A 14,879-nucleotide genomic window follows, 5' to 3' on the forward strand; every position below is an offset into this window, starting at 1 on the left:
ACAGATCGACGGATAGAGGCTCACCCGTCATCCCCTGCCAAATATCCGCTTCCATTGGCTGCACCCATAGCCACAACCGCTTCCCGATCTGCAAACGGTTCATCCCCATTTCTGTCATAGGCTCCATACCTTCGCTTCCCGCAGGTTTACATTATGTACGGCAAAAAGAGCCTTCCGTTCCATCTCGGAAGACTCCTTTCCATAACTCGCATGTATTCAACTATTGCTGCAAAGCCTTCCCCTGAACGACACTCTTGGCAAAATTCCTTCCGAACTCCCGGCATAATTCTCTGTCCGAGTCGGACGGGGTCAGCTCGACTTTCAAGCCGTCCTGGACGATGTCGCTCCCCAATTCCCGCAGCCGATCCATTAGAATATCGACCGCTTTGCCTACCTGGGCATAGCATGAATCGCATGAGCCGAACACGGCTGCATGGGTGCCGCTCAGATCAAGGTCTTCCATATCATCGTAAAAATCGAGAAATTCGTACGGCAGCTCCCCATCTCCCCAAGTGTAAGCGCCAAGCAGGATTCCATCATATCCGGACAAGTCGGCCGCATTCGCATCCATAACCTCCATTACCGCGAGATCCTCTCCGGCTTCGCGAACCCCTGCTGCAATCGCATCAGCCATCTCCTCGGTATTCCCGCTCATACTGGCATATATCAAAATGATCTTCGCCATCCTCTCATCCCATCCTTTCCTTATCTCGACCATAATCCCCCGCTAAGGGGACTGAACTGTCAAAGCTCATAAATCCCCTTTTCCAGCAAAAACCCGCAAGTGAACTAAGTTAGTGATAAAGCCCACTGCCCGCCGGCCCCTCATTCATGACCCCGAGCATCAAGCGCACAAAATCAAGCGAAGAATGATAATGCTCCTCCTTCGGGCGGAAGGCATACGCCGAGCCATTCATCAAGGCATAAATTTCGATTCGGTCCGGCAGCCGGCCAAAAGCCTTGTATGCGAAAACAAGCACAAATTGAACGTAGGCTTTAAATACTTGCGGCTCATCGGCGACCACATACCTCCGTATGACGAGGGACGAATCCGAGCACTCGGCAACTTGAAGCGTCATCGACAGATCTGCTCCCAATTCCCCAGCCTGGACGTTCAGCTTCTCTCCCAGCAGCAGCGCATGACCAGGTGCTTCCCCAGTCAAATATTCATCCAAAAAGTGAAATACCGAACGCTTGATTCGCAAATAATGCTGCTCCGACGGGAAACGCTCCTGCTCCGGCGTCCAATAGCTCTCCATATCGGACAGGACGGAAGCAGCCGTTCTTGCCTCGGGAGCACGTGAATAATACGCATGCACGATCTGATTGACCGACGCTTGCGCCGCATATACCCAGCTCGATTCATGAGCATTCCGGCACTTGCGATAATAACAATGCCGGCAGCGGACGAACCGTTCGATGTCCTCATCACTTAGCCGCTCCTTCGGCACCGGTATTCCCGGCAATGACATGGGATTCCTCCTTATCGCTCAATCTATTGATAATGATTATCATTATTAATCATAGCTCTATTTTATTACATCCCTAGCTCCGCTTCAACCGCAAAATCGCAGCATCCCTGTTCACAGCAAAAAAACACAGGCGGTCCACCGCCTGTGTCTATCCCTTCTATGCCCCAAATATAAAATAATACAGGGCGTTTATCCTAGCTTCTTTTCATACAAATTGGCGCTCCAGCCTTCTCCGACTGCTGTCCGCACAAAAGCAAAACCGGCCTCCGCATAATATTGGTTGAGGCCTTCGTTTTCGGTCATGCAATCCAGACGGAAAAATCGTTTTCCTTGGCTTTTCACATAGTTCTCGGCCCATTCCAGCAACCTATATCCTATTCTCATCCCGCTATATTTTCTGGTGACGACGAGCCGATGCAGGTAGCCTGATTCCTCATTGTCAAGCTCTCGCCATATCTCCGGATCGCTCCATTGGATGGCAAAGCATCCGATTCCATCCCCGCCTGCCAAGGCAATGAAGACTTCCCTCTCTTGCATGAAGCGCTCTATATACACGGTGGTAAAGGCATGCTCATCCCAAAGCATAATGCCACGCGCGGTTCTCCAGCGAGCAGCTTCCACATACAGCTCTTGCAGCAGGGCAACGTGCTCCGAAGCGGCCCGTTGAATCACAAGGGAACCGGCGGCGTCATTCACGGCAGCCATCGATCCATTCGCCTGACCTTTCTGACGATAATAGAAGGGCGGATAATGTTACCGGGAGGAACGGCCTCATCCTTGGGCCGCGTCCCGGGACTGCTCCAACGTGCGGATGATCTCCTCCAGACTCATATCGGCCAATGAGGCCAATTGCAGATCGACATGCTCGAACGAGAAAAGGCCGGTCACCCGATTCGGCACGGCGACGCAAGACAGGCCGGCTGCCTTCGCCGCGAGCGTCCCGACAAGGGAATCCTCGAATGCAATCGTCTCCTCCGGCTTCACGCCGAGCTTCTCCACCGCCTTCCGGTATATCTCCGGATCCGGCTTCACCTTGGCGGCATCGTCACGCGTCTGCAGCACATCGAAATAATCAATAAGCCCGCAGCGCTTAATATGCTCTACGGCCCAGGCGGCCGAGGCGCTGGAAGCGAGAGCCACGCGCAGGCCGATGCGGCGCGCATCCTCCAGCAGTTGCTTCACGCCCGGCATCACATCCAATTCCTCGATTAAGGCGGTGTACATTTCCCGGTGACGGCGGTGCAGCCCCTCCCGATCGACAGGCTTGCCGAGCTGCGCATCCAAGTAATCACAGGCCAGCTGCCATGTCTGAATGCCGCCGACCCACTCCTTCCATACCTCCAGCGGCATGTCCAGATCGAAGCTCCGAACAAGCTCGCAGAAGGAATCGTAGCTGGCCGTCTCCGTATCTACAATGAGTCCGTCAAAATCCAACGCAATCGCCTTGATCGACACAATCCCGCCTCCTTCCCAATCCACTCCGTTGTTTTCCGTTATACAGAACATACTTCCATACCGCGCGGCTTTTTTCCTTCTATGGCCGCTGATTTCGAACAGGATCTATCAGGATTGCAGACGGTACGGCAGAACTCCTCCCGCATCCGCTTGGTTGATCGCACCGCTAGAACCGAGACGGTGTACGGCACTGCATTAGGTATCCGCCGAATTTGAACCTAAGGATTCAAGGCGCTCTGCCGTATCCTGATCCAATTCATGAGTGTCAACTCGTAAGGTATTCTTGCTTGGATTCCGGCTTCCACAGCGAACCGGCCATCCCGGCAAAAATAAGCGCGATGCCGGCAACCTGCAGCAGAGTCGGACGGAATCCGGTAAGGACCGTGTCCAGCAAAATGGCGACCGCCGGATCGACAAAGATGAGTGCGGATATAATCCGGGCCGACAAATTGCGGAGGCTGTCAAAAAACAAATAATAGACAAAACCGGTATGGATCAGCCCGGTGGCCGCAATATACGCCCAATTCTCCGGCGTCAGGCTGTGGAACGCGCTGAAGTCCACAAAAGGCAGCAGCAAAAACACGCCCAACAGCGTCTGTAGCACCGTCATCAAGTACGCGCTCATAATGTTGATGCCTTTGCCCAGCAGCGTCGTCCCGGCATAGAACAGCGCGGCCAGCAGCGCCCAGCCGGCGCCCGTAGACCACACCTCCCGCCACGACAATCCCTGGTCGATGCCGATGACGAACAGCGTGCCGACGAAGCAGACGAGGATGGAGAGCGCCGCCAGCAGCGTCATTTTCTCACGGAACAGGAAGCTTCCCAGGATGAGGACGAAGACAGGCGCGAGATGATAGATCGAAATCGAGATGGTGACCGACATCGTCTCGAAGGATCGGAACAGAAAGACCCAGTTCAGGACGAGGAACACGCCGCATGCCAGAACCTGAATCACTTCTCTTCCGATAAGCCGCTCCCGCTTGGCCTGGCCGGTCAGCACCCAGCACAGGCAGAGGAACAAGGTCGCGCAGATGCAGCGGACGAACACCAATTCAAGCGCAGGCAAGCCCGTCTGCTGCGAGAAAAAGCCGACAGAGCCGAAGATAGCCATCGACAGCGTCAACTTCAATTTGGGGAATGAATTCATATGCAAGTTCAACTCCGCTATAAAGACTGATGTATTTCCCCATCATACCCGTTCTTGTGCGAGGCGGCAATGGCAAGGTGTTATCGCGCGAACTCCACTATATCGTCAAGCCTGCGGCTTCACTTGCTTCACGAGGCGCTTCGGGGCTGCGCGCAAATAAGCCTCCTCGATCAGGTCGCCCAGCTCATCCCAATCCAAAGGTTCATCTGTCTTGACCGACACCCAGCCGTGATGGCCGATATAAGGCGTCTTCACAAAGCCGCCCTGCTGAAGCAAAATGTCCTGCGTCTCCCGATCCGACTTGAAGGACAGGCCGGGCACTTTGCCATGCTCCCCCATTATGACGAATGATTTGCCCTTCACCTTGAAGGTGTTGTGGCCAAAACCTGCAGCATCGTGACCGTCATCTGATCCGTATACCAGGCGAGCGCAATGCTCGTCTTCAGATCGCCGTGAACGTCATATTGACGAGCCGCGGGGTCTGCCCCGAACGTCAATGCGCTCGCCTGCGATGCGCACGTCTTTGATGCGGCTGGAGCCGGCGCCCGACTCGCCGGGTGCTCTCGCATCCGAATGGACCACCCACCGTACATAGAGCAGCGGCTCGTTGTTCGCCTCCTACGGAAGCGGCTGGTTGATCAACTTGCATGCGTTGTTTTTACAGTTAAAATTATGGGTCTCCATCTTAAGTACGCCGCCCTGAATATCTGTCCATGTCCGGTTATCGAGACTGAATTGCGCCTTGAAATCCCCGCGGCCCCGTGCCTGAAGAGGTCTGGGTCGACGATACCGTAATATTTTTGAAGCCGGTGGTCGGCACTGTCGCAAGCCAATATTTCGTCCCTACACCGCAATCCCAGCCTTGGTACGTTCGCATTGTCGCTCTAGTATTCATAGGTCCCGCCCACATTCTCGAATAAGGCGGCTCTCTTGTAAGCCCCGAAGGCCGCGGGGAAAATTCCGTTCTCTCCCGCATCCTTGAACACCCATTGGGCAATCACTTCCTTCTGCGCAAGCAGCTGTTCCTGATCTCCTTCCGCCGCGGCGGATCCTGGGACAGGGATGACAGCCAGTATGATGAATGCCATCAGCAGGCATAGCATGCGATTTCCTGTTCGTCTCAATTCCTTCACCTCTCTCGCCTATGTGCACAACTTCTGACTTCGCTCGATGTTAAGGATGACACAGCCGTTCTGCTACAGGAAATCATCCACATCTCCCTCCCCTCCACGGTGCGGTTCCTATTCGCTTTTAGCCTACAACATAGGATTCCAGAACGTATCTTATCTAGTTTCCAAAATTTCAACATATCTTCTTGTCATTTTTCTTGTCATTTTCGACGTACGCAGCCATAACAAAAAGGGACTGCCCCCTACTTCATTAAATAATGGCGAGAGACAAGACGGGATAACGACGAAGGCGGGAAGTGCGGAAGACGGCGGCGGGTCATGCCGCGGAAAATGGATGAGGCAGCATAATCCTGCGTAAACGCAGCAATTTTCGCTAGTTGAGTTGCGATTTGATGAGATTCCTGCAAAAGCGCATCATTTTCGCCGAATTTTGCTTTCAATCCATTGGCATGGCTCAAATTACTGTTGTTTTGCAGGAATTCCTCCAACGGAATAAACGTTATAAGGGAAAACTGCATTTTCGCAGTTTTTTTTCGGGAAGTCGAGCCGTGGAAGGAAGGCGGGGCCGAAGGCGCCAGACAAGTAGAACGAACAAAGCGAACCAACCGTCACATCAAAGAATTGGAATGATGAATACTTGGACATGTCCGGCAAAGAAGCGCGGCTCTTTTACACTGGTTGGGGCCGGCTCACCGTAGCGAAGAACTGCTTGTGGGGCGTGCAGCCATAACAAAAAACCCTCCGTTATGGAGGGCCCGCTTGGTCTGTCTCTTTGGTCTGTCTCTTTGGTATGTCTCTTTGGTCTGTCTCTTTGGTCTATCTCTTGGTCTATCTCTTTGGCATGCTTCTCTCTTCGGCCTATCTGTTAGGCCTGCTGCGAAGCGAATGCTGCAGCAGCCATTCGTACAGCTCGTGATTGTTATACGTCTCGGTCCACGAATCATGACCGGCCTCGGGGTACACGGTCAGCTTCACATCGCCGCCCGCTTCCCGGAGCGCTTCAACCATCGCTTCCGATTGGCTTAGCGGGACGACCGTATCCTTCGCCCCGTGGAATCCCCACACCGGAACCTGCTTCAGCAGCGAGACCTGCTGCGGATTATAGCCTCCGCAGATCGGCACCAGCGCCGCGAACCGCTCCGGGTAAGCGATTCCGAGGCCCCAGGTTCCGAATCCGCCCATGCTTAATCCCGTCACATAGATCCGATCCGTATCCGCCCGGTAAGCGGCCGTCACCTCATCGAGCAGCGCGATCACCGCGTCCATCTCCAATTGCCAGTGCGAATGCTCCGGGCATTGCGGCGCGATAATGATGAACGGCAGATCGGCATGCTCCGCCAGCTTGGGAGGACCGTGAACCTTCACCTTCTCCAGATCGTTCCCCCGCTCGCCTGCCCCGTGAAGGAACAGAAGGACCGGCCATTTTTTGTCGGAAGAGGCATCATACTGCGCCGGCAAATACAGCAAGTATTGAATATGTACCGTTTTGCGAATCTGTGTATCCAGGGTATGCGCGGTTAGAGCCATCATTCGTCACCTCATGTGTTCGAATTCCGCCGCAGCGGCTTTGCTCCCTTCATTGTATCATGAATGCGTTCACAATAGCTGTAGAAGGGACGGCCCGCGCTCTCGTTCCCGGCTACTTCGTCCCTTCACTCCGGCCTGCGACGCTCCAGCGATGCGCATATTGCCGCAGCCGCGGATGCGTCTCCTCCGGCTCGGACGCCAACAGGAGGCGGAGCTTCCCGATCCATGCCGCGAAGGAAGAGAAGGAGGCGAGCTGGTTGGCTGTCTCCGGCGTCACATATAAGAAATAAGGAGAGGGATACTTCTCCGTCAGATGGCGAAGCGCGGCATCGAGCGGCGTATACTTCTTGCGCTTGCCTTCCCAATCTTCGATAGCCACCTTCGCACCGCCTCTGCCGCCCCGCTCCCGGGCCCATTGCTCCAACGGGTTCACCCGCTTATAATAGGCGGTCGCGGTTCCCTTCGCCATTCGCTTCAACGTCTCCTCGTGGATCGGGTACAGCACTAACATTTTGAAGGCATACATCACGGCATATTCGCGGCCCGATCGAGCTCTTCCGCTGTGGTCCGTTCAAAAGAATCGTAGTAAATCAGCGTTCCTTTCTCCTTCTCTACCGGCGGATCATAGCCATACGGTACGGTGATGTTGCTGCGTCCCATGGCTGCTCCCTTCTGGGCGGAGATTCGTTATTCATCCGCCTCGGCATAATGCTCGCTGCAGAACAAGTTCACCGCCGCTATCTCATCGTCTTCCAGATCGAACTCCAGATAGCGGTCACTCGTCCGCTCGTAGAGCTCGTGCTTCACAATATAGGCCCGCTCCGCCTCGACGGCATAGATAACTCTGACGTAGATGCCGTGTTCCGAATACAGTTCATCTTCCTCGGACACTTCGATATCGAGTCTGAATTCATAGCGCCGTCCGGCCAGAATGCGGAACGGATCCTTTACGGATTCTATGCTATAGTCTGTGATGTTCAACATGATCTCATCCCTTCGCTAGATTGCCTTCCAGGCAGCTTGACTGCCGCGCTTCGGTTCCTGCGACAGAGCCCGAGAGCTTCAGCCAAATTACTCTATCGGCTCCACATGATCCACGGGTACCCAGCCCCATTCTTCTTCCACTTCCCGCCAGCACCATACCCACTGGTTCAGCTCTCGGTGCACATTCACGATATCGCCGGGGTCGACATTCAATTCATGGGCGCAATACGCTTCGAGAATGATGCCTTCCTGATCCCGCTTCTCGATAATCTGCTCGGGCACCCAACCCTCCAGCTTCCGGTCGAGCGTATAACAGTAGCGCCAGTTGGGCCAGCCTTCCGGGCCATCATCCACTCTCCCCAGACTTACCCGCTGTCCAGCTGACAACCGGATCGGCTGAGGGTAATTGGAACGATGGGCCTTGATCACTCGATAGGGTCGGCTCATCCCGCTCTCCTCCTTCATTCAAGAACACACATTCCTATCATAGCAGAAATCGTCTCTTCTAAAAAATCCCGACGGCCCAAGCGACCATCGGGAACAAAGCTTTATTGCGAGAAACGAACCGGTCTGCGCCGTATCATAGTTCGCGCGCGTACCGTTCCCCAGTTGCCCATAATCATTATTCGTTCCGTAGGCCCACAGCTGCCCGTTCGAGATGAAGTTCCGGGTCGGCGCAGCGGACGCATCCGTACCCTTCTGCATCTTGAAGGGCAGCCCGAATCCGAGATTGCGGGCGGAATTGTCGCCCCAGGCCCACGGATTCCCCTTCTCATCCAATCCGACCGCGAAGTCTGCATTCCGGCTTCCGGCCGCGATCGTCGCCATCTTCGCAAATCCCGGCAGATGCGCCGCCGCATATTTTTTCTTCTGCACGATGTTTTTCCATGACCAGACCGTACCGTCCTTCAGCACCGCATAGCTTCGCATATTCCCCGCCGCGATCGCCTTCACTTGGCCAATATCCAGCTTCCAAATAAAATCCTCGGGATCAACCTCCGTGCCAAAGTAAAGGATGCCGCCCATCTGGTATACATCCCCGTTCGCCGTCAAGATGACGACACCGCGCTCATATGCGCTGATATCGGCAACCTTGTCCTGCCAGAACCGTTCGATTAAGGTTGGCGCAGCCGCATTCTCCAGCCCAATCCGCTGCAGATTCCCCCCCAGCCGTACAGTTGTCCGTTGTTCAGGAGCAGCAGCGAGAAGTCTTCCCCGGCCGCAGCTTCTTGACGCCGTTGTACCGGCCGATGAGGCGCGGCGTCACATCTTGCTCGGCTGATTCTGCGCTGATCTGGTGCGCGCGGTTGCTGCCCCATCCGTACAGCAGGGCCGCCCCTTCATAGGAATCAGCCACGACCTGCACCGCGCCGGGGATGGCGGAGACAGCTTCGGCGTTCTCACATACAGCGCTCCCGCGTTCCGGGAACGGATCCGTGCAGAGCCGGGCTCGGCTCGCCGAAGGCAGCAGCGCGATCAGCAGCATCAGCGCTGCCGTCCCGCTTCTTTTTCTCATGCCTGTCATTCCGTTATCTCCCCGGTATATATAGGTATATAGTCACAATCTCGCTATCGGGAAAGTATGCCTAGGTGATGAGACGTTAATCCCCTTCAAGCACAGAAATCAGCAGAGTAGGTTTACCATATTATGGATCACTAAGATGTGCGCATTAATTTAGTGTCACCTTAGAATTTCAATAGGATATGGAAAAGCGTTCGGTTAGAATGGGGGCCATCCGCTATGGAGGGTAGGCCCTCATTTACATTGATTTCGTAAGGATATTACGAGGGTGAGAAAAAATACGCTCGCCTTCCCGCTCGACAATCTGAATAAAGACATCGGCGATGTCGGGATCGAATTGCGTGCCTTTATGCTTGCGAATCTCATCAAGGGCATAGCGAATATCGGCCTCATGCCGGTAGACCCGCCTTGACGTCATCACGTCGAAGGAGTCGGCCACAGCCATAATGCGGGCCGCCAACGGAATGTCGGTACCCTGCAATCCATGCGGATATCCGGTCCCGTCATAGCGTTCATGATGGAATAGAATCATGTCGAGAACGCCGTTTTTTTCAAAAAAGGAAATATGCTTCACCATCTCATAGCCGATGACGGGATGCTGCTTAATCACCTCGTACTCTTCCTTCGTCAGCTTGGACGGCTTGTTCAAAATCGCTTCGGGCACGCCTATTTTTCCGATATCATGCAGAAGTCCGCCGATATAAATATGTCCGCACTGCTTGCGCTTCAGCTTCATCTCCATCGCAATGCATACGGCATAATAAGCCACATTGTCCGAATGGTAAGCCGTATACGGATCTCTCGAATCCAGCGATTTGGCTAAGGTCAGCGTCAAGTTCAGCGTATTCTCTTTTTCCCGGTTGTAATATTTAATGGCGAACGATATCGACAAGATCGCCAATAAATGAATGAGGGCTTGGGATAGAAACACATTGACATGCGGGAACGGAAAGGGTGCCAACGCGTAATCGAGCCATGTAATGACAGCCGCAGCGAGAACCTGCAGCATCACATTGCGCCAGAATACAAATCCGGCAAACACCGTATCGACCATGTACCAGATGAACATATCCCGCTCCGGGTACAGGAAGACGTCAATCCATATCGTAAGCGATAAACATAATCCGTACAGCACAATAAACAGAGCGGGCCGCTCCCACCATATTTTCAGTAATCTTTTTTGCTCAAAATAAACCATAATCCACCTTATCTCGGGATTCGGGGTTGAACGGAGAACGTACCCGAACCCCTTACCCTTCATTGCCTGGCATCCGACTCAGGCCGCATGCTGCAACCCTGATGTCACACCGAGCGATTCCCGAATTATGATACCTGCTTGTTCATACTTTCATATTGTAAAGCCGTTAATTACTCCAAAGTCCAATCGACGAACTGCTCCTCCGATATCACTTCGATTCCGTGCCTTCTCAGGAGCGCAGCGGTCACGCCGAGGCCAGACTTCGCCTTGCCTGCGAATTCTCCATTATAAATCATCGAGCTTCCGCAAGATGGGCTGAATTCTTTGAGCACGACCAGCGTGGCCTTCATCGCTTGGGCCTGTCTCAGCGTCTCGCAGGCTCCCTCGACATACATGGCGGTCACGTCTCTGCCTGATCGCTCGATGACCTGGGCCTTCCCGTCTAGGACCTCCTCCCCATCTCCGCCGAAAATCTCGGCTGGTTCCCGGGGCGTCGCGAAGCCTCCCAGCAGCTCCGGGCATGCGGTAACGGCCTTGCCTTCATCCACCAGCTTCGCAATGTGATGATCGAGACGGTGGGTACCATCATATCGTACATCCAATCCGGCCAGACAAGCACTGACGATAATCACGTTTCTTCCTCTTTTCTATTCGATCCGAATCTGCATCTAGCAAGCGCCTATCTATTTTACCTCGACAACCTGCAGGAATAAACAAAAAACCGAGAAAAAACAGGAGAAATTTCCTGAATTTCACCCGGTCTGCAAGCAAATTCATGACGAAACGCTACTTCGAAGCTCGCCTACGCGCGCGTATAGTCTGATTGGTCTTTTATATTGACGATCATATTCCTGGCTTACTGTATAAGTTATACTTTTGCTATAAGGAGGGGCGCACTCGCTCAAGATGGGTTGCCGAATCGCTTAACCGTATCGCGTTTCATAATTTGTGCACGGATAAGGACGTTAAGGAGCATATTATGCGAATTCATCAAAAACTCATGCTGGTATTCATTGGGACTACCCTGCTTCCAATCCTATTTTTATCAAATTATTTTTTTAAGCAAACAAGCCAGTTAATTACACGCTTTGTGTCGGATTCTTACCAACAAGTCCTTACGCAATCCAACAGCGGCATTGAATACAATATTCGGTTCTACGAGAGTATTCTGGACCGGCTAACGGTGTCGGAGAGTATTCAGAGCCTGCTTACGGACACTGAGAAGAATCAGCAAAAAGGATTGCTGCAAGTCCACAAGGAGATCAAAGAAGCGGTAAAGTATATCGAAGCTTATCAAGCGACAGACGTGGAGAGTATCGAATTTTACTCCTTGGGTTCGGATGTAATCTCTGACGGAAGGTTCCTATTTCCTTATGATAGATTGCGAAGGATGTACCATCTGGAGTCTCTTCCGGAGCAGAAGTTCTGGCGATTGGACCACATCGAGGGGAAGAACTATTATTCTCTCATTCGGCCTATCCATAGTCTAAAGGAGTTCGATAAGAAAATTGGATATATCAAGCTGACCATCGAGATCCCCTCCATCACGACAGTCAAAGAAACATCGTCTCTCGACAAAATGAGTACTTTGATCCTGACTGACCAGAATGGAAAGATCATGTATCACCCCCAGTCCAATCGGATCGGGGAGACCCTTGCGAGCGAGATTGTACAACTGTCCCGTACTAGCGCCCAGAGCGGCAAGGAGCTGCCGGTCACGGTTGATTCTAACGATTATGTAACTTGGTACCGCAAACTGGAAAATGTCGATTGGATGACGTTCCTGATCGTTCCCAAAAATGCTGTAGAAGAAGATATATCCAATATGCGGCGCACGACTGTCGTTATTTCCGCCATCTGCGCGATTGTGTTCGTGCTGCTTGTCCTGCTGATATCCAGAAAAATGACAAAAGGAATTCGGCGGCTACATACCAAAGTTTCTCGAATCGGAAGAGGAGTTTTCGATGATCGTCCTCCTAGCATGGTGATGAGTGGCAAGCTGGATGAAATCGCTTACCTGGAACGTAAATTTGACCATATGACACAAAATCTCCAGGAATTGATTCATCAAAATTATGTGATCAAGCTTGAACGAAGAGAGATGGAGATCAACTTCCTTCAAGGACAGATCGATTCACATTTTCTATATAATACGCTGGATGCAATCAAAAATGAGATCGATTTGGATGAAAAAGAGAATGCGACCAGGATGGTTGTGGCGCTGGCAGACTTATTTCGGGTTTCTGTCTCTAAAGGAAAGAGCGTTATTAGGTGGAACGATGAAATTATGCACGCTCGTCACTATCTGGATATTCTTAAGGTTCGCTTTGATACTCCCTATCGCATCCATTGGAATATGGACACACGCATATATGATTACTATACATTGAAAATCATTTTGCAGCCTATTCTTGAGAACGCCATCAAGCACGGCTTGAAAAACGGACACGGAGAAATATGGATTACAGGCAAATTGACGAGCCAAGCGGTGGTTATTCAAATCATGGATAATGGCGCAGGCATGAACCAGGAACAGGTCGATGCTGTATTTAGCCGGACCGAGTCTTCCAGCGGTGTCGGTCTTAAAAATATTCGAGAGCGTATTCAAATGTATTTTGGCAAGCAGTATGGCATCTGCCTGAAGTCTGCTCCTGATGAGGGAACAGAGGTAACATTAATCTTGCCCATTTTGGAGAGTGATAAGGGTGTATAAGGTATTGATAGCTGAAGATGAGGCCTCCACACGCAGATGGCTCTCGAAAATAATTAATTGGACCGCTTTAGGCTTTGAGCTGGTGGAAGTCGCCCGACATGGAATGGAAGCCTGGGAACTGCTCCAAGAACATACGGACATTGATTTGGTCATTACCGATATTCGCATGCCCGAGATGGACGGCATCGAACTCGTTAAACGTATCCGCTCTCATTCAAGTAACCGCTCTGAAATCGTCATCTTAAGCGGCTACGGGGAATTCAAATATGCGCAGGAAGCGCTGAGATATCAGGTGAACGACTACATCTTAAAGCCGATAACCAAGGAACAATTGACAGAATTGCTGCTGAACATCGTAATAAGACTAGAAAAGCGTAAGCTGATGTCGAACAATCTGCTATATGCCACTCAACAGCGAAAGGAAAATGAGGAAAGGGAGAAGCAGGCATTTTTTGCGCGCTGGTTAACCGGGAATAGCAACGGACCTGTTCGATTGAAGGAATGGAAAAAGTATGGGATTCCTTATGAGGAGGATGGCATGCTGCTGTACGTTGCAGAAGTGGATGGCTACGACCAACTGGCCACTGCCATGTCCGAGAAGGATAGGAGCTTATCCCGCTTTATGATTCAGAACATTCTGAATGAGGTAGCGTCAAGGTCTGGGATTTCACAGTGTATCGTCCTTGCGCCTAACCAATTTATCGTGATGATTCACACAAGGGACGGCATGGATACCTACGGGATGAAGCAGATAGGCCAAAGCTTTCAAGAGTCTTTAAAACGATATATACGCCTATTTCAGGTACAATTATCGATTGGATGTGTCAGAGTGTGCGGATCGTGGGAAGCTATACCCGAGTTCTATGCCCAGGCGAGCACCGCTCTCGCGTATAAGTTTTTTGCAGGCAAGGAATCCATCCATATCTTCGATCCGTCGATGATTCGCACGCGGGATATTCCCTACCCTGTTCAACGGGAAAAAGAAATCCTGAATGCGCTTAAACAGCACCAATACGAACAGGGGAAACAAATTCTGAACACGCTGCTGAAGGAGCTATATGATGAAGGCTCTATTCCATCGATCCGGTTTATTGCGAGCGAAATGCTCATTCAGCTTCTGAAGGAGCTTAGAGACATCAAATCACTGCCTGTCATGAGAGAAGTGATGGAGTCGCTCTGTCAGGAGGTTCGCTGCGCAGAGACCTTTGAAGACATGACCCATAAACTGCGTGAGCTGATTGACTTCATCCTGAATACAATTCAGTTGGAGAGCAAAACAATGGGACCGGTAACAAAAGGAATGGAGTATATGAAGCTGAAGCTCAACCGTGATATTTCCTTGTTAGAGGTGGCTGAATATGTAGGCGTCAGCCCCACCTATTACAGCACGTTGTTCAGGCAGGAAAGCGGCTATCGATTTGTTGATTATCTGACTAGGCTTCGAATGGAAAAAGGAATGGATTTGCTGGAAAAAACCGATAAAACGATTGCCATGATAGGAGAAGAGATCGGGTATAGCAATTACAGATACTTTATCAAAGTATTTAAAGACTATTACGGAATGACGCCCAGCCAGTACAGAGGAAAAATAAAAGACCCTTCAGCAAATATCAGCTAGCAATTCATTCACGCGGCCGTTCTCATCTCCGGGAACGGTCTATTTGCGCTGGAATGATGGATCCGAAAAAAGTATCACCTGAGCATAAGATTTTGGACTTTCGGCTACTTGGC

At 51.8% G+C, this 14,879-nt stretch carries 19 protein-coding genes and 1 pseudogene; 2 read left to right on the forward strand and 18 right to left on the reverse strand.

Features of this window, described 5'->3' with window-relative positions; genetic code table 11:
• Positions 1 to 220 precede the first annotated feature (220 nt).
• From DQX05_RS10780 to DQX05_RS10860, 18 genes and pseudogenes are all read right to left on the reverse strand, one after another.
• Positions 221 to 685, reverse strand: a complete 465-nt coding sequence (locus DQX05_RS10780; RefSeq protein WP_119793393.1) for a flavodoxin — start codon at positions 683 to 685, stop codon at positions 221 to 223.
• A gap of 109 nt (positions 686 to 794) precedes the next feature.
• The gene (locus DQX05_RS10785; protein ID WP_119793395.1) at positions 795 to 1,472 is read right to left on the reverse strand and encodes a cobyrinic acid a,c-diamide synthase; all 678 of its coding nucleotides are present in this window, start codon (positions 1,470 to 1,472) and stop codon (positions 795 to 797) included.
• Between the two features lie 189 nt (positions 1,473 to 1,661).
• Entirely contained in the window at positions 1,662 to 2,177 is a 516-nt protein-coding gene (locus DQX05_RS10790) for a GNAT family N-acetyltransferase (RefSeq protein ID WP_119793396.1), read from the reverse strand.
• Between the two features lie 66 nt (positions 2,178 to 2,243).
• Positions 2,244 to 2,927 (reverse strand): HAD family hydrolase, encoded by a 684-nt coding sequence (locus DQX05_RS10795; protein ID WP_259391904.1) that lies wholly within the window; start codon positions 2,925 to 2,927, stop codon positions 2,244 to 2,246.
• Between the two features lie 265 nt (positions 2,928 to 3,192).
• A complete protein-coding gene (locus DQX05_RS10800; RefSeq protein ID WP_119793400.1) occupies positions 3,193 to 4,074 on the reverse strand; it encodes a DMT family transporter in 882 nt (293 codons plus the stop codon).
• Between the two features lie 105 nt (positions 4,075 to 4,179).
• Entirely contained in the window at positions 4,180 to 4,437 is a 258-nt protein-coding gene (locus DQX05_RS10805; protein ID WP_259391905.1) for an MmcQ/YjbR family DNA-binding protein, read from the reverse strand.
• The gene (locus DQX05_RS10810) at positions 4,434 to 4,643 is read right to left on the reverse strand and encodes a hypothetical protein (RefSeq protein ID WP_147385172.1); all 210 of its coding nucleotides are present in this window, start codon (positions 4,641 to 4,643) and stop codon (positions 4,434 to 4,436) included. Before DQX05_RS10810 ends, DQX05_RS10805 begins: the two co-directional genes overlap by 4 nt.
• Positions 4,644 to 4,958: 315 nt before the next feature.
• Positions 4,959 to 5,198 (reverse strand): hypothetical protein, encoded by a 240-nt coding sequence (locus DQX05_RS10815; protein WP_147385173.1) that lies wholly within the window; start codon positions 5,196 to 5,198, stop codon positions 4,959 to 4,961.
• Between the two features lie 248 nt (positions 5,199 to 5,446).
• Positions 5,447 to 5,809: a hypothetical protein gene (locus DQX05_RS30270; RefSeq protein WP_147385174.1), complete on the reverse strand. Its 363-nt coding sequence runs from the start codon at positions 5,807 to 5,809 to the stop codon at positions 5,447 to 5,449.
• A gap of 253 nt (positions 5,810 to 6,062) precedes the next feature.
• Positions 6,063 to 6,734 carry a carboxylesterase family protein gene (locus tag DQX05_RS10825; RefSeq protein ID WP_259391906.1) on the reverse strand — a complete coding sequence of 224 codons (672 nt, stop codon included), beginning with the start codon at positions 6,732 to 6,734 and terminating at the stop codon, positions 6,063 to 6,065.
• 109 nt (positions 6,735 to 6,843) lie between these two features.
• Positions 6,844 to 7,391: pseudogene (locus DQX05_RS10830) on the reverse strand (hypothetical protein).
• Positions 7,392 to 7,418: 27 nt separating this feature from the next.
• Positions 7,419 to 7,715, reverse strand: coding sequence for a DUF6509 family protein (locus tag DQX05_RS10835; protein WP_119793409.1), 297 nt, complete (start codon positions 7,713 to 7,715; stop codon positions 7,419 to 7,421).
• Between the two features lie 87 nt (positions 7,716 to 7,802).
• Positions 7,803 to 8,162: an SH3 domain-containing protein gene (locus DQX05_RS10840; RefSeq protein ID WP_119793411.1), complete on the reverse strand. Its 360-nt coding sequence runs from the start codon at positions 8,160 to 8,162 to the stop codon at positions 7,803 to 7,805.
• Positions 8,163 to 8,180: 18 nt separating this feature from the next.
• Positions 8,181 to 8,768, reverse strand: coding sequence for an RCC1 domain-containing protein (locus DQX05_RS10845; RefSeq protein WP_147385175.1), 588 nt, complete (start codon positions 8,766 to 8,768; stop codon positions 8,181 to 8,183).
• A gap of 62 nt (positions 8,769 to 8,830) precedes the next feature.
• On the reverse strand, positions 8,831 to 8,917 hold the full coding sequence (locus tag DQX05_RS33080; protein WP_397335257.1) for a hypothetical protein: 87 nt from the start codon (positions 8,915 to 8,917) through the stop codon (positions 8,831 to 8,833).
• A complete protein-coding gene (locus tag DQX05_RS10850) occupies positions 8,905 to 9,240 on the reverse strand; it encodes a hypothetical protein (protein ID WP_119793415.1) in 336 nt (111 codons plus the stop codon). The genes DQX05_RS33080 and DQX05_RS10850 overlap by 13 nt, the downstream gene beginning before the upstream one ends.
• Positions 9,241 to 9,475: 235 nt before the next feature.
• Positions 9,476 to 10,498, reverse strand: coding sequence for an HD-GYP domain-containing protein (locus tag DQX05_RS10855; protein WP_259391907.1), 1,023 nt, complete (start codon positions 10,496 to 10,498; stop codon positions 9,476 to 9,478).
• Positions 10,499 to 10,605: 107 nt separating this feature from the next.
• Positions 10,606 to 11,067, reverse strand: a complete 462-nt coding sequence (locus DQX05_RS10860) for a 2-thiouracil desulfurase family protein (protein WP_119793417.1) — start codon at positions 11,065 to 11,067, stop codon at positions 10,606 to 10,608.
• A gap of 347 nt (positions 11,068 to 11,414) precedes the next feature.
• Here DQX05_RS10860 and DQX05_RS10865 point away from each other — a divergent pair, with 347 nt between their 5' ends.
• The gene (locus DQX05_RS10865; RefSeq protein WP_119793418.1) at positions 11,415 to 13,148 is read left to right on the forward strand and encodes a sensor histidine kinase; all 1,734 of its coding nucleotides are present in this window, start codon (positions 11,415 to 11,417) and stop codon (positions 13,146 to 13,148) included.
• Complete coding sequence (locus DQX05_RS10870; RefSeq protein ID WP_182914699.1) at positions 13,141 to 14,766, forward strand: response regulator; 1,626 nt, start codon at positions 13,141 to 13,143, stop codon at positions 14,764 to 14,766. The genes DQX05_RS10865 and DQX05_RS10870 overlap by 8 nt, the downstream gene beginning before the upstream one ends.
• The last annotated feature ends 113 nt before the right edge of the window (positions 14,767 to 14,879 follow it).

The sequence above is a fragment of the Paenibacillus thiaminolyticus genome (genome assembly GCF_003591545.1).
Lineage (GTDB): Bacteria > Bacillota > Bacilli > Paenibacillales > Paenibacillaceae > Paenibacillus_B > Paenibacillus_B thiaminolyticus_A.